Annotated in this window: 16 protein-coding genes; 12 read left to right on the top strand and 4 right to left on the bottom strand. The window is 63.9% G+C overall.

Going from position 1 to position 17,867, the window contains the following annotated elements; all coding sequences use genetic code 11:
- The 3 genes from QZY44_RS09215 to QZY44_RS09205 form a co-directional block, all read left to right on the top strand.
- A partial coding sequence (locus QZY44_RS09215) for a response regulator (protein ID WP_295445392.1) occupies nt 1-2,256 on the top strand: 2,256 nt, incomplete at its 5' end.
- Nucleotides 2,253-2,759 (top strand): hypothetical protein, encoded by a 507-nt coding sequence (locus QZY44_RS09210; protein ID WP_295445390.1) that lies wholly within the window; start codon nt 2,253-2,255, stop codon nt 2,757-2,759. The genes QZY44_RS09215 and QZY44_RS09210, both read left to right, overlap by 4 nt.
- Nucleotides 2,756-3,250: a hypothetical protein gene (locus tag QZY44_RS09205; protein WP_295445387.1), complete on the top strand. Its 495-nt coding sequence runs from the start codon at nt 2,756-2,758 to the stop codon at nt 3,248-3,250. Before QZY44_RS09210 ends, QZY44_RS09205 begins: the two co-directional genes overlap by 4 nt.
- Nucleotides 3,251-3,668: 418 nt before the next feature.
- On the opposite strand, the gene QZY44_RS09200 is transcribed toward QZY44_RS09205, so the two are convergent.
- Nucleotides 3,669-4,679, bottom strand: coding sequence for a sulfate ABC transporter substrate-binding protein (locus QZY44_RS09200; RefSeq protein ID WP_295445384.1), 1,011 nt, complete (start codon nt 4,677-4,679; stop codon nt 3,669-3,671).
- Nucleotides 4,680-5,015: 336 nt separating this feature from the next.
- Here QZY44_RS09200 and cysT point away from each other — a divergent pair, with 336 nt between their 5' ends.
- Genes cysT through QZY44_RS09180 form a run of 4 tightly spaced genes read left to right on the top strand, consistent with a single transcriptional unit; the run spans nt 5,016 to nt 8,795 of the window.
- The gene (cysT, locus tag QZY44_RS09195; protein WP_295445380.1) at nt 5,016-5,876 is read left to right on the top strand and encodes a sulfate ABC transporter permease subunit CysT; all 861 of its coding nucleotides are present in this window, start codon (nt 5,016-5,018) and stop codon (nt 5,874-5,876) included.
- The gene (gene cysW, locus QZY44_RS09190; protein ID WP_295445378.1) at nt 5,876-6,778 is read left to right on the top strand and encodes a sulfate ABC transporter permease subunit CysW; all 903 of its coding nucleotides are present in this window, start codon (nt 5,876-5,878) and stop codon (nt 6,776-6,778) included. The genes cysT and cysW overlap by 1 nt, the downstream gene beginning before the upstream one ends.
- Nucleotides 6,779-7,858, top strand: coding sequence for a sulfate ABC transporter ATP-binding protein (locus QZY44_RS09185; RefSeq protein ID WP_295445375.1), 1,080 nt, complete (start codon nt 6,779-6,781; stop codon nt 7,856-7,858). It abuts the gene before it with no gap.
- Nucleotide 7,859: 1 nt separating this feature from the next.
- A complete protein-coding gene (locus QZY44_RS09180; RefSeq protein ID WP_295445372.1) occupies nt 7,860-8,795 on the top strand; it encodes a CysB family HTH-type transcriptional regulator in 936 nt (311 codons plus the stop codon).
- 286 nt (nt 8,796-9,081) lie between these two features.
- On the opposite strand, the gene QZY44_RS09175 is transcribed toward QZY44_RS09180, so the two are convergent.
- From QZY44_RS09175 to uvrB, 3 genes are all read right to left on the bottom strand, one after another.
- On the bottom strand, nt 9,082-9,861 hold the full coding sequence (locus tag QZY44_RS09175; RefSeq protein ID WP_295445368.1) for an HAD family hydrolase: 780 nt from the start codon (nt 9,859-9,861) through the stop codon (nt 9,082-9,084).
- A 2-nt stretch (nt 9,862-9,863) separates the two neighbouring features.
- Nucleotides 9,864-10,043, bottom strand: coding sequence for a PLDc N-terminal domain-containing protein (locus QZY44_RS09170; RefSeq protein WP_295445397.1), 180 nt, complete (start codon nt 10,041-10,043; stop codon nt 9,864-9,866).
- 287 nt (nt 10,044-10,330) lie between these two features.
- Nucleotides 10,331-12,340: an excinuclease ABC subunit UvrB gene (gene uvrB / locus QZY44_RS09165; RefSeq protein ID WP_295445365.1), complete on the bottom strand. Its 2,010-nt coding sequence runs from the start codon at nt 12,338-12,340 to the stop codon at nt 10,331-10,333.
- Between the two features lie 267 nt (nt 12,341-12,607).
- Here uvrB and QZY44_RS09160 point away from each other — a divergent pair, with 267 nt between their 5' ends.
- The 5 genes from QZY44_RS09160 to cysN all read left to right on the top strand — a co-directional run bounded on the left by QZY44_RS09160 (nt 12,608) and on the right by cysN (nt 17,798).
- Nucleotides 12,608-13,261, top strand: a complete 654-nt coding sequence (locus tag QZY44_RS09160) for a hypothetical protein (RefSeq protein WP_295445362.1) — start codon at nt 12,608-12,610, stop codon at nt 13,259-13,261.
- Nucleotides 13,262-13,382: 121 nt separating this feature from the next.
- The gene (locus QZY44_RS09155) at nt 13,383-14,141 is read left to right on the top strand and encodes a hypothetical protein (RefSeq protein WP_295445359.1); all 759 of its coding nucleotides are present in this window, start codon (nt 13,383-13,385) and stop codon (nt 14,139-14,141) included.
- Between the two features lie 143 nt (nt 14,142-14,284).
- Complete coding sequence (locus tag QZY44_RS09150; protein WP_295445356.1) at nt 14,285-14,854, top strand: SRPBCC family protein; 570 nt, start codon at nt 14,285-14,287, stop codon at nt 14,852-14,854.
- A gap of 176 nt (nt 14,855-15,030) precedes the next feature.
- On the top strand, nt 15,031-15,915 hold the full coding sequence (cysD, locus tag QZY44_RS09145; protein WP_295445394.1) for a sulfate adenylyltransferase subunit CysD: 885 nt from the start codon (nt 15,031-15,033) through the stop codon (nt 15,913-15,915).
- On the top strand, nt 15,915-17,798 hold the full coding sequence (gene cysN, locus QZY44_RS09140; protein WP_295445354.1) for a sulfate adenylyltransferase subunit CysN: 1,884 nt from the start codon (nt 15,915-15,917) through the stop codon (nt 17,796-17,798). Before cysD ends, cysN begins: the two co-directional genes overlap by 1 nt.
- Nucleotides 17,799-17,867 lie beyond the last annotated feature (69 nt).

The following is a 17,867-nucleotide window of genomic DNA, read 5'->3' as shown; positions in this document are numbered from 1 at the left end:
GTTCACCGCATTGCGTCCGGTCAGGGTGGTGTGGCCGATATCGAGATTGCCAAGCGTGCCGCCCACACCCTGAAGGGCGCAGCCAACACCGTGGGAATCAAGGGAATCGCGACCCTCACCCATTCACTCGAAGACATCCTGGTCGAGCTCGCGGAGCATTCGGCGCTCCCCAACCCCGGGCTATCCCAGACCCTGACCCATGCAGCGGATTGTCTGGAGGGGATGAGCGAGGCATTGGCGGGTTTGGGGGAGCCGCCCGCGGACGCGGTCAATGTCTTGCAGGATGTGCTGGACTGGGCGAATCGGCTGGATGCAGAGGGTATCGCGGTGGCCGCCGCCGACCCCTCCGACACCCCAGTGCCGGCGCAATCCGATGAGCACCCCGTCGAGGCACCGCATCACCGGCAGGATCATGCCATAGCGCCGATGCTGCGGGTCCCCACGACCTTGGTGGACGAACAGCTGCGTTTGCTGGGTGAGTCGATGACCTCGACCGCTCAGATCCAAAACCGTCTGCAGTCGGCGATGCAGCAGGTCATGGCAGTCAATCTTCAGAATCAGCTGCTGCGGCAGCTGGTGAACGAACTGGAAGACCTCGTGGACCTGCGCGGGATCGCATTGCCGCAGCCGGTCAAGGCGGACACGGGGTTCGATGCGCTCGAGTTCGATCAGTATGGCGAACTGCATACGGTGACACGACGCCTGGTCGAGGTGACGACCGATGCCAGTGAGATGAGCCGCACCACGCAGGAGTATCTCAGTAACCTCGGCGAGCTGGTCGGGTTGCAGACACGCCTGCATCTGGCCAACCAGGACGCGGTGCTGCGCTCCCGCATGGTGCCCGTGGTCTCGGTGGTCGCGCGGCTGCAGCGGGCGGTACGCCAGGCCGGTCGTCTACTCGACAAGGAGGTGCATCTGGTCCTGAAGGGGACCGAAACCCTGATCGATTCAAGCGCCCTGAACGCGCTGGTCGAGGCACTGATGCATGTGCTGCGCAATGCGGTCGACCATGGCATCGAGCCGGTTGAGGTGCGTCTGGCACGGGGTAAGGACCCGATTGGACACATTGAGCTCGCGTTCAAACGCGAGGGTGAGGTCGTGTCGGTGACCTGCCGCGACGACGGCCAGGGGCTCGACCTCAATCACCTTCGCCTCGTCGCGCAACGCCGCAATCTGGTCGGTTCGACCGATGTCCTGTCCGACGATCAGGTTGCCCGTTTCATCCTCATCGCCGGCTTCTCCACGCGCCACGATGCAACTCAGGTGTCGGGCCGCGGAATCGGGCTTGATGCGGTGAATACCATGGTCGAGGACCTGAAGGGGTCCATCCGACTGCGTAACCAACCAAGCCATGGGCTGACGGTCGAAATCCGCCTGCCCACCACGCTGTTGTCAGCCCAGGTGCTCCTGATCCGCTTGCCCGGGGCAGTGCTTGCGCTGACCACCCGCGGCATCGAAGGGATCCATTTCGCCACGGCCGATCAGTTCCAGACGGTCGGCGCCCAGCTCGCTTACCGCCAGGGCGACCAGTTGCACGATGTGGTGCAATTGCTTGATTTACTCAATATCGGCCACGGGGCGAGCAAGGTTCAGGCCGAACAGGCCGTGCTGATGGTGCGGATGAGTTCGGGCGCCAGCACCGCCGTCACCGTCGCGGCGATCGCTGAAAGCCGCAGTGTCGTCGTGAAGAAGCTCGGACCTTACGTGGGGCAAATCGGCGGCGTGATCGGCGCAACGATCTTGGGCGACGGCAGCGTGGCCCCGGTGATCGACTTGCCTGACCTGCTGCGTGCGGCCAGTCGTGCGCCGCGGCCGGCCCATGGCACTGCGCTTCCCCGCGCCGACGCGGTCGATCGCGAGGTGGCCGTTGGCAACGCCCGCACGGCATTGGTCGTGGATGACTCGCTCTCCGCCCGGCGGATGACGGCGCAGCTGTTCAGAGACGCAGGATTTGAGGTCCAGACCGCGATCGACGGACTCGACGCGGTCGCGATCCTCAACCGGAGCGTGCCGGACGTCATCTTGACGGATCTGGAAATGCCGCGCATGAATGGACTGGAGCTAACTGCACACATTCGCGCCAACCCGAGGACACAACAGGTCCCCATCGTCATGATCACCTCGCGCTCCACGGAGAAGCATCGCCAACAGGCGTTCACGAATGGTGTCGATCGCTATCTCACCAAGCCATTCAGTGCGGAGGAACTCCTCAGCCAAGTCGGCACCCTGACCGATCGCGCAGCGCCCCAGCCATGAGCGAGACGATCCGCACCATCGGCGATACCGGCAATGCGCGGGGGCTGTTGTCCTTCGCTGGGGCGCATCTCGTCCTGGCCCCCGGCGATTTGCGCATCATCGCCGCACCTGGGGATGTGGTGCGCACTGATCCGCCGGCGCGCGGGATCGGCTGGATCGCGATGCTCGAGCAATGGCGGCCAGTCTATGCGCTTTCTTTTGATCTGGCGCCGGTGGTCGACGAGGCAGCGGCGGCGCGACCGATGTGTGCCGTCCTGGGCCACGGCTCAGCGCTTTACGCGCTGCTGTGCGATGACATCCAGATCATGCGAGGAGCCGGCCCGGTGTTTCGACCGCTCGCACCGTCCATGCAGGCTCCTGGGTTGCCCATCCGGGACCTGGCATTGGATGCGCGTGGTCTGCTGTGCGGCACCGATGCCAATCGCCTGGGCCGGTGCATCGGGGTCGCGATTCGCGGCGATCAAGCACCAGCGCGCGTTGGGCGCGCAGGAGTCGAGGCATGAGTCGCTGCACCGGGTGGCTACTGCATTTGAGTGGCGGAGCAGCGGCGGTCGTGGGCCAGCGGGAATTGCTCCACCTGATTACCCAGCCGCAGACGCACGAGGTCCCCTGCGCACCCGCGTATTGTCGGCGCGTCCTCGTCTGGGAGCAGGGTGTCTTGCCGGTCTTCGATGTCGGCGTCTGGTCCGATCCAGCCACTGCCGGCATTGAGGCACCAGTCATCGCCATCGTCGGCTTCCAGGCGGACGGCGATACGGCGCCTGGGTTCGGCGGATTGCTCTTGACAACCCCTGCGCAGCGCATTGATGTTGATGACGCCTGGGCCTGCACGCTGCCGCCGGAGCTCAGCGGATGGCGGCCGATCGCCTGTGCCTGTTTCGAGCGTGATGGGCGAGCACTCCCGGTCTTGGATCTCGCACGCCTCTTCGCGCTTCCCAATGTCGGGATAGCTGGAGCATCACCGACCCCAACGGAGTCGAACATACCAGCTTAAGGCGCAACGCCCTGGGAGAGCATGGCGTCATCGGTGCAGCCCTGAAAAGGCGTGACATAACGGCGAGGCTGCGTATGTCACGCCCTTTCAGGGCTGGGCGCCCCTATTTACCTCATACCCAGGGCGTTGCCCTGGGCTGGTATGTTGCGCCCCTGCGGGGCTTAGGCGGCCGGCAAGACGACGGAACGCTTTACCCCAAAAAGAGCAGTTAAGCCGCAAATGAACGCAAAAAACGCAAAACAAAACAGTGGGTTATTGGTTCGCATTGAGCAGGCTCGGCTCACCCGCCCGGTGAACTATATGCTTCAGCGAAAAACCGATAACCTCTTATATTTATTTGCGTTCGTTTGCGTTCATTCGCGGCTGAATGCGCTTTCTAGGTTTACCAGGGCAGGCCCCCTGGCCTGCCCCTGCTACCTTACTTCGGGTTATAGATCTGGTCGAACAGACCGCCGTCGGCGAAGTGCTTTTTCTGCGCCGCGGCCCAGCCGCCCAGGTCGGCGATCTCCACCAGCTTGATCTGGGGGAACTTGTCTTTGTACTTGGCGGCGACTGCCGCATTGGTTGGGCGATAGAAATTCTGCGCCGCGATCTCCTGCCCTTCTGCTGAATACAGGTACTTCAGGTAGGCCTCGGCGACCTCGCGGGTACCCTTGCGGTCGACGTTCTTGTCCACCACGGCCACCGGGGGCTCGGCGAGGATGGAGAGTGAGGGGGCCACGATCTCAAACTTGTCCGCGCCAAACTCCTTGAGCGCCAGGAAGGCCTCGTTTTCCCAGGACAGCAGCACGTCGCCCAGGCCGCGCTGGACGAAGGTGGTGGTGGAGCCGCGGGCGCCGGAGTCGAGCACCGGCACGTTCTTGTAGACGCGGGTGATGTAGTCCTTGGTCTTGCTCTCGTCACCGCCGTATTGCTTCTGCGCCCAGGCCCAGGCGGCCAGATAGTTCCAGCGCGCCCCGCCCGAGGTCTTGGGGTTGGGCGTGATCACGCTGACGCCCTCCTTGGTGAGATCCCCCCAGTCCTTGATCCCTTTGGGGTTACCCTTGCGCACCAGGAACACGATGGTAGAGGTGTAGGGCGAGCTGTTGTGGGGCAGGCGCTGCTGCCAATCCTTGGCCAGCAGGTCCTTCGCGGCGATGGCGTCGATATCGTAGGCCAGGGCCAGGGTGACGACGTCCGCCGCCAGCCCGTCGATGACCGCACGCGCCTGTTTCCCGGAGCCCCCATGGGACTGCTGGAGGGTAACCTTGCCCCCGGACTTGGCCTCCCGCTGTTTGGCGAAGGCGGGGTTGAACGCCTGGTAGAGCTCGCGGGTCGGGTCGTAAGAGACGTTGAGCAGGGTGGTCTCGGCGGCCTGGGTGCCGGTGAGCACGGCGAGCCCCAGCAGGGTTGCGGCAACGAGCGATTTCAGAGGCAAACGATCGGTCATGGGTGTATTCCTCGCAGTGAACTTTATCAGCTGCAATTAGACCGCGGCGGTGCCAGGTTCCGAACAAAAAAAACCTGCGAAGGTTAGCGCCCCCGGACGCTTGCGGCACCCTGGCTAACCGGGCGTAGGGGCGGGTTTCAAACCCGCCCCTACATCAAGCGTCTGCCTGGATATCAGGTACGAACGCTATATATGAATCTGGGATAACGAGATAACTATTTATCGGTTCCCGTTATTTGCCCCCTTTGTTAAGCTCGATTCAGATTTGTCACCCTAAATTTTCGAGCCCGAGACCGGACCTATGACACCTCACAGCCCCCTGACGGCGGGGCCGCCATGAGCGCCGCCGTCAGCTTCTTCAACCCGACCGGTCAGACCCGGGTGCTGCCGGGCTTCGGCCTGTCACTGGGCTACACGCTCGTCTATCTGTCGCTGGTGGTCCTGATCCCGCTCTCGGCGGTCTTCATCCAGACCACATCGCTCACCTGGGCCGAGTTCTGGGCCATCGTCTCCGCCCCCCGCGTGGTGGCCACCTATAAGTTGTCGTTCGGCGCCGCGTTGGCGGCCGCGGCCATCAACGTCGTCTTCGGGCTGATGCTGGCCTGGTCACTCGTGCGCTACAGCTTCCCCGGCAAGAAACTGGTGGATGCCCTGATCGACCTGCCCTTCGCGCTCCCCACGGCCGTGGCGGGTATCTCGCTTAGTGCACTCTGGGCCAGCAACGGCTGGCTCGGCGGACTGCTGGTGCCCTTCGGGATCAAGGTCGCCTTCACCCCGCTGGGGGTGCTGGTGGCCCTGATTTTCATCGGGGTGCCCTTCGTGGTGCGCACGGTGCAGCCGGTGCTGGAGGACCTGGAGACCGAACTGGAGGAGGCGGCGGCGAGCCTGGGGGCGCACCGGCGCCAGACCTTCACCCGGGTGCTCCTGCCGGTGCTCACGCCGGCCCTGCTCACCGGCTTTGCCCTGGCCTTCGCCCGCGGTGTGGGCGAGTACGGGTCCGTTATCTTCATCGCCGGCAACATCCCAATGGTGTCTGAGATCACGCCGCTGATCATCATCATCACCAAGCTGGAACAGTACGACGAGTCGGGGGCCACCGCGGTCGCGGTGGTCATGTTGTTATTCTCCTTTCTCATGCTGCTCACCATCAACCTGTTACAGGCCTGGAGCGCGAAACGGACCGGGAGAAACCGCTGATGGCCATCACCGCGACCCTGCACGGGGGCAGCCCAATCGCGCACGGCGCCCACCGTTACGAGAACAACGCCGCCACCCGGGAGCAACCCTGGGTACGGCGCCTCATCCTGACCCTCGCCCTGGCCTTTTTCGTCCTGTTTCTGCTCATGCCGCTCGTGGTGGTGTTCCACCAGGCACTGGCCAAGGGCTGGGGGGCGGCACTTGCCGCCGTGACCGACCCCGACGCACTGGCGGCGGTGCGGCTCACCCTGTTGGCCGCCGGGATCGCGGTGCCGCTCAATCTGGTCTTCGGGGTGGCCGCGGCCTGGTCGATCGCCCGTTTCGAGTTCCGCGGCAAGCAGATCCTGAGCACCCTGATCGACCTGCCCTTCTCGGTCTCGCCGGTGATCGCCGGCCTGATCTATGTGCTGATGTTCGGCGCCCAGGGCTGGTTCGGCCACTGGTTCATCGAGCACGACATCAAGATCGTCTTTGCGGTGCCGGGCATCGTGCTGGCCACCATGTTCGTCACCTTCCCCTTCGTCGCCCGGGAGTTGATCCCGCTGATGCAGGCGCAGGGCCGCGACGACGAGGAGGCGGCCACGGTGCTCGGCGCGAGCGGCCTGCAGACCTTCTGGCGGGTGACCCTGCCCAACATCAAATGGGGCCTGCTCTATGGGACCATCCTGTGTAACGCCAGGGCCATGGGTGAGTTCGGCGCGGTGAGTGTGGTCTCGGGGCATATCCGCGGCCAGACCAATACCATGCCGCTGCATGTCGAGATCCTGTACAACGAATACAATTTTGCCGCCGCCTTCGCCGTGGCCTCACTGCTCGCCATGCTCGCGCTGGTGACCCTGGCACTGAAGTCGTGGGTGGAATGGCAGGCCAATCGCCCAGTGGCCCAACAAGAGATCATTTAGATGAGCATCCAGGTCGAAGAGATCAGCAAGACCTTTGCCGGCGTCACCGTGCTGGACCGGGTGTCGCTCGACTTCCCCACCGGTCAACTGGTGGCCCTGCTGGGCCCGTCGGGCTGCGGCAAGACCACGCTGTTGCGGGTGATCGCCGGGCTGGAGACGGCCGACGCGGGCCGCGTCATCCTGGAGGGGGAGGACGCCTCCCGCACCCATGTGCGCGAACGCCAGGTCGGCTTTGTCTTCCAGCACTATGCCCTGTTCCGGCATATGACGGTGTTCGAGAATGTCGCTTTCGGGCTGCGCGTGCAGCCGCGTAAGCAGCGGCCCAAGGAGCCGGAGATCCGCCGCCGCGTCACGCGCCTGCTGGAGCTGGTGCAAATGCAGTGGCTGGCCGACCGCTTTCCGCAGCAACTCTCCGGCGGTCAGCGCCAGCGCATCGCGCTCGCCCGCGCCTTGGCGGTCGAGCCGCGGGTGCTCCTGCTCGACGAGCCCTTCGGTGCACTGGATGCCCAGGTGCGCAAGGAGTTGCGGCGCTGGCTGCGCGCCCTGCACGACGACCTGCACGTCACCTCCATCTTCGTCACCCATGACCAGGAGGAGGCCTTAGAGGTCGCCGACCGCGTGGTGTTGATGAATCGCGGACGGGTCGAACAGATCGGGACCCCGGACGAGGTCTACGAGCGCCCGGCCAGCCCCTTTGTCTACAGCTTCCTGGGTGCCGCAAACGTCTTCCGCGGACGGGTCGAGGGCGCCAATGTCCGCGTGGGCGAAGCGACCCTGAACCATGACGGGAGCGACGCGGACCATGGCGCCGACGTAGTCGCCTTCGTGCGCCCCCACGAACTGGACATCGTCACCGATCTCAGTGCCCCCAATGGGGTGGATGCACTGGTGCGGCGGATACTCGCCTTCGGCGGCAGCGCCCGCGTGGAGTTGGACGGCATCGAGGAGGTCAAGGCCGGGGCCGAGCCAACCCATTACGAGGTCGTGCTGCCGCGGGAACGGGCCGGCACGCTCACCCAGGGTCAGCAGGTGCGCCTCGTGCCCACGCCGCTGCGGGTGTTCCGGCAAGAGGCCGCCTGAGATGAATTTCCAGCAGCTACGCATCCTGCGCGCAACGGTCCGCAACAATTTCAACCTCACCGAGGTCGCCAACGCGCTGTTCACCGCCCAGTCCGGGGTGTCGAAGCACATCAAGGACCTGGAAGACGAGTTGGGGGTGGAGATCTTTGTGCGCCGCGGCAAGCGACTGCTCGGGCTGACGGAACCCGGCAAGGAGCTGCTGCCCATCGTGGAGCGCATCCTGCTCGATACCGCCAACATCAAGCGGCTCGGCGAGCAGTTTGCCCAGCGCGACGAGGGGCGCCTGATCATCGCCGCCACCCATACCCAGGCACGCTATGCCCTGCCGCCGGTGGTGACGCGGTTCAAGCAGGAACTCCCCAAGGTGCACCTGGAGTTACGTCAGTGCGGCCCGAAGGAGGTCGCCGCCCTGCTGCGGGCGGGCGAGGTCGACATCGGTCTGTCCACCGAGGCGGTGGGCGAGGAAGAGGACCTGGTCAGCTTCCCCTACTATCAGTGGCATCATGCGGTGATCGTCCCGGACGGGCATCCGCTGGCGGCGCTCGACCGGCTTACCCTGGAGGCCCTGGCCGAGTATCCGATCATCACCTATCACGAGGGCTATACCGGCCGCGCCCGCATCGATGAGGCCTTCGCGGCCGCGGGGTTGGCACCGGACATCGTCATGTCCGCGGTCGACGCCGATGTCATCAAGTCCTATGTGGAGCTCGGTCTCGGGGTGGGCATCCTGGCCGCCATGGCGTTCCATCCGGCGCGCGATGCCGGCCTGCGGCTGATCCCCAGCAACGGCCTGTTCGCGATCAACACCACGCGTATCGCCCTGCGCCGCGGTCATTACCTGCGCAATTTTGCCTTGCGTTTCATTACCTTCTGCGCCCCGACGGTGACCGAGGAGCAGGTGAAAGAGGCGGTGTTCGCCAAGACGCCCGACGCGTAGGAGCGGCCCCCCAGGCCGCGACGGGTTGCCGCAAGGATCGGTCGGCGGCCCTGATCGCAATCCCTGCCAAGCGGCCGTGCTGCCACGCTGGGGCACACGCGGACACTGGGAGCGCCGCACCCCAGTGCGGCGAAATCTCGCGAACGCCCGGGGCGTGGGGTGCGGCGGAGTGGCCGGGCCGCACTGGGGTGCGGCGCCCCCAGCGTCCCGGCGCCCAGCACCTCAGGAACCAATGGCCGGGATTATGATCAAGGCCATCAAGCCCTGGCAAAGCCCAAATAAGCGTTCAGACCAAGGGATAGGCAGTCTCATGCACGCGCCCGAGCACCCCCAGGTCCACATACTCGGCCCCGCCAAGGTCCCCCTGGCGCGCGGTTGCAGGCTCACCCGGTCCGCCGAGACGATCCACCACCAAAGGCACACCCGTGAAATCCTGGTCCGCGGTGTAGGCACTGACGGTCACCACCAGCGCCTGCAAGCCCGCCCCCTGGGCCGACTGGGCGCCGGCCTCCGAGTCCTCGACCACCACACAGTCCGCCGCCGCCAGCCCCAGTTGCGACAGGGCCAGTTCAAAGATATCGGGTGCCGGCTTCTTGCGCGGCACCACGTCCCCGGCCGCAATGACCTCGAACCAGTCCCGCACCCCGGGCTCACCGCACTGATCGAGCAGGACGGTCACATTCTCCGGGGTCGTGGTGGTGGCGATGGCCAGGCGGATACCGGCGGAGCGTGCCTCGCTCAGCAGCCGCAGCACGCCAGGTCGCAGTGGGATGGCGCCGGTGCGCAGCAGGGCCAGGTAATGGCGGGTCTTGGCCTGGTGCAAGGCCGCGATCAGCGCCTCGCAGTCGACACCCGGGTGCAGGGTGATCTTTTCCTTGTCCAGGAAATAAGCAATGCGCTCCTTGCCGCCGGTCACCGCCAGCAAGTCGCCATAGAGCTCGGGGTCCCAGTGCCAGTCCAGCCCGGCCTCGGCGAAGGCGGCGTTGAAGGCGGGCCGATGCCCGTCGCGCTCGGTGTCGGCGAGGGTGCCGTCGACATCGAAGATGATGGCCTTGAAGCGGCACATGCTCAGTCCCCTGGCCCGAAGATAAACCACAGGATCAGCCCGAGCACCGGTAACAGCAGGATCACCACGATCCAGATGACCTTGCTGCCGGTCCCGGCGCGACTCTGCACGATCTTGACGATGGCATAGACCATCAAGACCAAATGGATCAGGCCGAGCGGACCGAGGACTTCGATGTTCATGTTCATGTCTTAGTGCTCCAAGGCGATGTCATCGCCGCGTCAAGGCGTTGCGGGCGGCAGCCAGTCATGGGCGAGGACTTGCGCCTGATCCCGGGGCAGGTCCGCGGTAAATCGGCGAGGCCGGTCTCACGGGTGGCGGCGTCCAGGGCGTCGTCCCAGGCGTCGGCACACCATTCCGGACATTCAGCGAATTGGCCAGGCTTGGCGGGCGATGCAGGCGCCGAGCAAGGGTGCAAGATGACGGGAGACTTGTCCAGCGCGCTAGCGAGTTGCAGACCGTGCTGCCGTCAAGCCGCCAACCCCTTTCCCTGCAATTCCTTGATCTTGTCGCGCACCGCCGCCGCCTTCTCGAACTCGAGGTCCTTGGCGTGGCCGTACATCTCCTTCTCCAGGGCCTTGATCTTTTTGGCCATCTGCACCGGCGTGAGGTTGGCGTACTCGACGACCTCCTCCGCCACCCGGGCATAGGCACGGGCCGAGCGGGGGGCGCCGGGGGTTGAGCCCTCCAGGATGTCGGCGACTGACTTTTGGATGCTTTGCGGGGTGATGCCGTGGACCAGGTTGAAGGCGGTCTGTTTGGTGCGGCGCCGCTCGGTCTCGTCCATCGCCCGCTCCATCGAGCCGGTGATGCGGTCAGCATAGAGGATGGCCTTGCCGTTGACATTACGGGCGGCGCGGCCGATGGTCTGGATGAGCGAGCCCTCGGAGCGCAGGAAGCCCTCCTTGTCCGCATCGAGGATGGCGACCAAGGATACCTCGGGCATATCGAGCCCCTCACGCAGCAGGTTGATACCCACCAGCACGTCGAATTCGCCCAGGCGCAGGTCGCGGATGATCTCCACCCGCTCCACGGTGTCGATATCGGAATGCAGATAGCGGACCTTGACTCCGTGTTCATTCAGATATTCGGTCAGGTCCTCGGCCATGCGCTTGGTCAGCGTCGTCACCAGCACGCGCTCGCCGACGGCGACACGCAGGGTGATTTCGGACAGCAGGTCATCCACCTGGGACAGGGCCGGGCGGACCTCCAGGTCCGGATCGACCAAGCCGGTGGGCCGCACCACCTGCTCCACCACGGCCCCCCCGGAGTGCGTCAGTTCATACTGGCGGGGGGTGGCGGAGACATAGATGGTCTGCGGCTGGCGCGCCTGGAACTCCTCGAAGCGCATGGGCCGATTGTCGAGGGCCGAGGGCAGGCGGAAGCCGTATTCGACCAGGTTTTCCTTGCGCGAGCGGTCGCCGCGATACATGCCGCCGAGCTGCGGGACCGTGACATGACTCTCATCGATCACCACGATGGCGTTGGCCGGCAGGTAATCATAGAGGGTGGGCGGGGGCTCGCCGGGGCCGCGGCCGGAAAGGTAGCGGCTATAGTTCTCGATGCCGGAACAATAGCCTACCTCCATCATCATCTCCATGTCAAAAATCGTCCGCTGCTCCAGGCGCTGCGCCTCCACGAGTTTGTCATTGTCGCGCAGCCAGGTGAGTCGCTCTTTCAGTTCCACCTTGATCTGGTCGATGGCATTGAGCATGGTCGCACGCGGGGTTGCGTAATGGGTCTTGGGGAATACGGTATAGCGCGGCACCTTGCGCAGGACCTCACCGGTAAGCGGATCGAAGACCGACAGGGCCTCGATCTCATCATCGAACAGCTCAATGCGCACCGCCTCCTCGTCGGATTCCGCCGGGTGGATATCGATGACGTCACCCCGCACCCGATAGGTGCCGCGAGCGAGCTCGATCTCATTGCGGCGGTATTGCAGGTCGGCGAGCCGCCGCAGCAGCCCCCGCTGGTCGATCACCTCGCCACGGGACAGATGCAGGACCATCTTCAGATAGGCATCCGGATCGCCCAGGCCGTAGATGCTGGACACGCTCGCCACGATGATGACGTCGGGGCGCTCCAGCAGCGCCTTGGTCGCCGAGAGCCGCATCTGCTCGATGTGTTCGTTGATCGAGGAGTCCTTCTCGATATAGGTATCACTAGCCGGAATATAGGCCTCCGGCTGATAATAATCATAATAGGAGACGAAGTACTCCACCGCGTTGTGCGGAAAGAAGTCGCGCATCTCACCATAGAGTTGGGCGGCGAGCGTCTTGTTCGGCGCGAGGATCAGCGCCGGGCGCTGCACCTGAGCAATGACGTTGGCGATGGTGAAGGTCTTGCCGGAGCCCGTGACCCCGAGCAGGGTCTGGGCCGCCTCGCCGTCGTTGAGGCCCGCGACCAGGCGGCGGATCGCCTCCGGCTGGTCACCGGCCGGGGCGAACAGGGCGACCAGTTCGAACTGTTTCGACATGACTGAAGCTCCGGCTATACTGATCGATGCGGGCGCGACTGCTGCACCGGCATGGCGAGCGGGACGACTCCCGGTTACCGCCGGACGGCCCGGTTGCTGACCAGTCGCGCCCAGTCGCATTGGGCGGTCGTCCGGTCGAGCCATTCGCGTAGGGCAGGGCGAGGACCCACCGGCCGGCCGCGCCGCGGCCCGGAGCGACCGGCGCGGGGCACGGTGGCGTCCTTGGGCATTATCACTTGGTTGCTTGATTTAGGCGAGTAAAACCACATGTCTCTTATTGAAAAACAACAGCGGCATTCGCTCGAACAAATCGCCGAGGTCAAACGGATCTTGTGCGCGACCGAACACGCCATGGAAAACAGGATGCCGGCGACTCTGTTGGTCACCAGCGCCGCACCGGCAGAAGGCAAGAGTTTGTTTGCGGCGGTGCTCGCGGCAACCGCAGCGCAGAGTGGGAAATATCGCGTCGCCGCCCTTGACCTGAATTGGCATCGTCCGGCGCTGCACGCGTTTTTTGATCTTGATCTAAGTCACTCCTTACAGGACATTGTTGGCACCGCGTTGAGCGATCTGGTGGGTCCTTCGGGGCAGGATGCGTTGGATATTCTCACCGCGCCCGCCGATTATTCCGACGATTGCGACCTGAATGCTTTGGTAGCGCCGCTGACCAGTCGCCTGATTACGCAAGCCAAGGCCGCCTATGACCTGGTAATCGTCGATAGTGCGGCAATTTTCCCGACCAATCGGATGATGATGGACCCCGTGATGCTGTCGGGCATCACCGATGGCGTGGTGATGATGGTGTTAACCGCCGCGACACCCAGACAGCAGGTCAGGAAGGCGCAAAAAATCATGGAGGGCGCCGGAGCGAATATCCTGGGTGTCATCGCCAATCAGCGCCGGATGTCGGCACGCAGCTAGTTGCACTCGAGCGGATAACCGGGCAAGGCGTTGGCACCAGCTGATCGTGCTTGGTTCCCACGCTGACCAAATCGATAGGGTTGCGCCCCGCCGGTGGTCGCACGAATTTTGAGGAAACAACATGGGCTTTTATCTCTCACGGTATACTAGGGCACTGCGGGTTAACAAGAGATGGGCACTGCTGGCGTTACTGCCGCCCGCCCTGTACCTGATGCTTGCGGTGTTCAATGATTTGACATTCAAGGTGTCGCGCGATTTCTCCCCTTATTCCGGCGACACCCCGGTGGCCGGGTCCAATAGCCCGGTCAACACGCTAAAGCTAGAAGAGCTGGTGGCGAAACCCGACCTCCTGTTTCTTGATGAATTCACGGTAGCGCGGCTACAGAAAAGGTTCGGCCGGGGGGACAATTCCGGCCCGCTGGGGGATGACGCTGCGCTACGGAATCTGGCACATTCCACACTGTCGCTGGTTGATCTGGGCGACGCTCGGCTGCGCTTGAGCTATCGCGGTAAAGACCCGCTGCTCGGTGGCTCGCTGGTGGGTTTCTATACCGATCGACTCCTGATGAGAATCAAAGATGGGATGCTGCGCACTGCGCCCCGGACCGCTCCGGGGCCGCTCGCCCTGCGGTCCGTGAGCAACATCGCGGTGGGCGAAATCGTGGTGGTCGGAGAGCGGTCCATGTGGGACGCCGAGCGGCTGCGGCCAGCGCTGATTATACTGGCAGCGTCCGGCCTCGGCGTATTGGTGCTGATCGCAGTGTTCGAACTGACTGACCCATCATTCAAGTCAGAACGGCAAATGGCTCAGTATTTGGGGGTCCCGGTCTTGGGTGCGCTGCCGAATGCGGAACCACTGGTGCGAGCCCTGCCGGATTAGCGGGGCACCAGCACCTGTAGGCCTTGCGCTGCGGGCTGCGGTGTTGGTTGCCCCCGGTATTGCTGAAGGCCGCGATCGTGACGAAAACTCGCGATCGTCAGGTTACCCGGGCAGCGCGCATTGCCATGCTGTAGGAAAGCGCTATGCGTTGGCTGATACTGGTCCTTGAACTTTGCGCCGCCATGGTGGTCCTGGCGGATGCCGATCGGGAAACCCGCTTGGAAAACGGTGAGGTCACGGTCACGATGCGCACGATCGCCGGTAGCAACCTGCCGGAGGTCACCGCCCGCGGACTCATTGAGGCGCCGCCGGAGCGGGTCTGGGCGATCATCCAGGACTGCGGCAATTTCAAGAAGACGATGCCGCATATCACGCGTTCGAGGGAATTGTCACGGCAAGGTCAGAGCGTCGTCTGCGAAGTGGAGATCGGCCTGCCGGCTGCGTTTTCGAACTTGGTCGGCGTCACCGCGGCGGTCTTGGTCGTGGGTCCGCCCGAGTGGTCCCGCACCTGGCACCTGCTGCGCGGCGACTACGAGGTCAATGAAGGCCGCTGGACACTGACGCGCTACGGCGACGATCGTGAGCGCACGTTGGCGGTATATCGGGTCCATGCCGTGCCGAAGACGGCCCTGCCGGATGCCTTACTTCGCTATGAACAGCGCACTGCGCTCCCCCAACTCTTCAATCATTTGCGCCAAATTACAAAGGATTAGACGCCGGCGCCGCCTACGCGGCCGAGACACGGCAGGTCGCGTGCTCGGCACTAAGCGCCGCCCCGTCCCCGCCAGATGCGTGCTTGTCGCCCGCCCCCCGCCCAGCTACTATCGACGATAGAGCCGATCGCGGGCTGTCTTTATCACTTTTTTCGATTTCAAAATCTGGCAGGCCGATGATAACCCTTGAAGCAGAGTCTATAGAAAACATCCGTGAGGCCGTCGCGACGGCCCGCAACCCGGTCATGATGTACTCGATCGGGAAGGACTCGTCGGTGATGCTGCATCTGGCGCGCAAGGCCTTCTATCCGGCACCACCGCCATTCCCGCTGCTGCATGTCGATACCGGATGGAAGTTCCAGGAGATGTACCTTCACCGCACGCGCATGGTCGCGGAGAGCGGTATGAAGCTCATCACGCATACCAACCCTGAAGGGATTGCGGGGGGGGTGGGTCCGTTTACTCACGGCAGTAACTATCACACCGATGTCATGAAGACCCAGGGGCTGAAGCAGGCACTGGATGAACTGGGCAGCGATGTGGTGTTCGGCGGCGCCCGCCGCGATGAGGAAAAGAGTCGGGCCAAGGAGCGGGTGTTCTCGTTTCGCGCGGCCGGCCATCGCTGGGACCCGAAGGCCCAGCGCCCGGAATTGTGGAATCTTTACAACACTCACGTTAAACCCGGCGAGACGATCCGGGTATTCCCCATCAGCAATTGGACCGAACTCGACATCTGGCAATACATTTACGCCGAACGCATCCCGATCGTGCCACTCTACCTGGCAGCGGAGCGGCCGGTGATCAATCGCAATGGGCAGTGGATCATGGTCGACGACGAGCGCTTTCCGTTCGCCCCGGGAGAGCAGGCGCAACTTAAGCGCGTGCGCTTTCGCACGCTGGGCTGCTGGCCGCTGACGGCAGCCATCGAGAGTGATGCGGATACGCTCGAGGCGGTCATCGCTGAGACCTTCAATGCCCGCGGCTCCGAGCGGGAAGGTCGGCTGATCGATTCCGATACGCCGGGTTCGATGGAAAAGAAAAAGCAGGAAGGGTATTTCTGATGAGCATCCTACACGCCCAAGATATTGCGTCCTTTCTCGACGGTCAGCGTAACAAGGAGACGCTGCGCTTCATCACCTGCGGTAGCGTTGATGACGGGAAGAGCACCTTGATCGGCCGCCTGCTGTTCGAGAGCAAGAGCATCTTCGACGACCAATTGCAGGCACTCGAGACCGATTCGCGCCAGTATGGCACCCAGGGTGAAAAGATGGACCTGGCGCTGCTGGTCGACGGGCTCCAGGCCGAGCGCGAGCAGGGCATCACGATCGACGTGGCCTACCGCTTTTTTGCCACCGAGCGGCGCCGCTATATCGTTGCCGATACCCCGGGCCACGAACAGTACACGCGCAATATGGCCACCGGTGCTTCCACCGCGGATCTCGCGGTGATCCTGATCGGCGCGCGCAAAGGGGTACTGACGCAAACCCGCCGCCACAGCCGGATCGTGGCGATGATGGGTATTCGTCACGTGGTATTGGCAGTCAATAAGATGGATCTCGTGGGGTGCGATCAGGCGATCTACGACGGAATCGTCGCGGATTACCAGACCTTTGCCGCGGGGTTTGCCTTCTCGAGTATCCAGGCGATCCCGCTGTCCGGCCTGGACGGGGACAATGTGCTGAATCACAGCACGCGGATGCCCTGGTACAGCGGTCCCACCCTGATGGAATACCTCGATACGGTGGGGGTACACGCACCCAATGAGCGCGACGCCTTCCGCCTGCCCGTCCAGTGGGTGAATCGGCCCAATCTGGACTTCCGGGGCTTTTGCGGACGCATCGCCGAGGGCGCCGTGCGCCCGGGCGACACCGTGCGCGTATTGCCATCAGGCGTGACGGTCCAGGTGAAGGCGATCCTGGCGGGTTTTGATGAGGTGGATATGGCGACCGCGGGCGACGCGGTGACCTTGACGCTGACCGAAGAGGTCGACGCCAGCCGGGGCGATGTGCTGGTGGCGGCGGCCGCGCCGGCGGAGGTCGCCGATCAGTTCGAAGCCAAGTTGCTGTGGATGGTTGAACATCCGATGTCGCCGGGGCGGCAATATCTGTTGAAACTGGCCTGCAAGGAGGTCACGGCCACGATCACCGACATCAAGTATCGCGAGGATGTGAACACCGGTACGCACCTGGCAGCCAAGACCCTGGGGCTCAATGAGATCGCGACGGTCAATCTGTCCACCAGCGCGCCCCTGGTGTTTGAACCGTATGGTGCGAATCGGGTGCTCGGCGGCTTTATCCTCATCGATAAGTTGACGTTTGAGACGGTCGGCGCCGGCATGATCGATTTCGCGCTGCGGCGGGCCAACAACATCCATTGGCAGGCGCTCGAGCTGAGCAAGACCGTGCGGGCCGCGCAGAAGCACCAAGCGCCGCGCTGCATCTGGTTTACCGGGCTGTCGGGCTCCGGCAAATCGACCATTGCCAACGTGCTGGAAAAGCGCCTGCATGCGGAGGGTAAGCATACCTACCTGCTCGATGGCGATAACGTTCGCCATGGTCTGAACCGCGACCTGGGCTTCACCGAGGCCGACCGGGTCGAGAACATCCGCCGGGTGGCCGAGGTGGCGCGGTTGATGGTCGATGCGGGCCTGATCGTGCTCGTGAGCTTCATCTCACCATTCATCAGCGAGCGCCGGATGGCTCGCGAGCTGTTTGCCCCGGGCGAGTTCCTCGAGGTGTTCGTCGATACCCCCATTGAGGAATGCGAGCGACGCGACGTGAAGGGTCTTTATGCGAAGGCGCGTGCGGGTACCCTGAAGAACTTTACCGGCATCGACAGCCCTTACGAAGCGCCGCAAGCGCCGGAGTTACACCTGCACGCCGGGCAACTGAGCACGCAGGCGTGTGTCGACGCCTTGGTCGGCGCGCTGGAGACTGTCACTTAGGCTAGGTGCGTCGCGGCCGGGGGCCGCTCCTACAGCGTAGGAGCGCCCCCGGCCGCGACGAGGAGTGCG

It is taken from the genome of uncultured Thiodictyon sp., assembly GCA_903837595.1.
GTDB lineage: Bacteria > Pseudomonadota > Gammaproteobacteria > Chromatiales > Chromatiaceae > Thiodictyon.
This window is presented reverse-complemented; position numbering and strand designations above follow the sequence as displayed.

What these genes read in the sequence shown, in the direction of transcription:
- cysD (WP_295445394.1), top strand. Translation starts at nt 15,031, where the DNA reads ATGATAACCCTTGAAGCAGAGTCTATAGAAAACATCCGTGAGGCCGTC.
- QZY44_RS09200 (WP_295445384.1), bottom strand. Translation starts at nt 4,679, where the DNA reads ATGACCGATCGTTTGCCTCTGAAATCGCTCGTTGCCGCAACCCTGCTG.
- cysW (WP_295445378.1), top strand. Translation starts at nt 5,876, where the DNA reads ATGGCCATCACCGCGACCCTGCACGGGGGCAGCCCAATCGCGCACGGC.
- QZY44_RS09185 (WP_295445375.1), top strand. Translation starts at nt 6,779, where the DNA reads ATGAGCATCCAGGTCGAAGAGATCAGCAAGACCTTTGCCGGCGTCACC.
- QZY44_RS09175 (WP_295445368.1), bottom strand. Translation starts at nt 9,861, where the DNA reads ATGTGCCGCTTCAAGGCCATCATCTTCGATGTCGACGGCACCCTCGCC.
- QZY44_RS09170 (WP_295445397.1), bottom strand. Translation starts at nt 10,043, where the DNA reads ATGAACATCGAAGTCCTCGGTCCGCTCGGCCTGATCCATTTGGTCTTG.
- QZY44_RS09180 (WP_295445372.1), top strand. Translation starts at nt 7,860, where the DNA reads ATGAATTTCCAGCAGCTACGCATCCTGCGCGCAACGGTCCGCAACAAT.
- QZY44_RS09160 (WP_295445362.1), top strand. Translation starts at nt 12,608, where the DNA reads ATGTCTCTTATTGAAAAACAACAGCGGCATTCGCTCGAACAAATCGCC.
- cysN (WP_295445354.1), top strand. Translation starts at nt 15,915, where the DNA reads ATGAGCATCCTACACGCCCAAGATATTGCGTCCTTTCTCGACGGTCAG.
- cysT (WP_295445380.1), top strand. Translation starts at nt 5,016, where the DNA reads ATGAGCGCCGCCGTCAGCTTCTTCAACCCGACCGGTCAGACCCGGGTG.
- QZY44_RS09205 (WP_295445387.1), top strand. Translation starts at nt 2,756, where the DNA reads ATGAGTCGCTGCACCGGGTGGCTACTGCATTTGAGTGGCGGAGCAGCG.
- QZY44_RS09210 (WP_295445390.1), top strand. Translation starts at nt 2,253, where the DNA reads ATGAGCGAGACGATCCGCACCATCGGCGATACCGGCAATGCGCGGGGG.
- QZY44_RS09155 (WP_295445359.1), top strand. Translation starts at nt 13,383, where the DNA reads ATGGGCTTTTATCTCTCACGGTATACTAGGGCACTGCGGGTTAACAAG.
- uvrB (WP_295445365.1), bottom strand. Translation starts at nt 12,340, where the DNA reads ATGTCGAAACAGTTCGAACTGGTCGCCCTGTTCGCCCCGGCCGGTGAC.
- QZY44_RS09150 (WP_295445356.1), top strand. Translation starts at nt 14,285, where the DNA reads ATGCGTTGGCTGATACTGGTCCTTGAACTTTGCGCCGCCATGGTGGTC.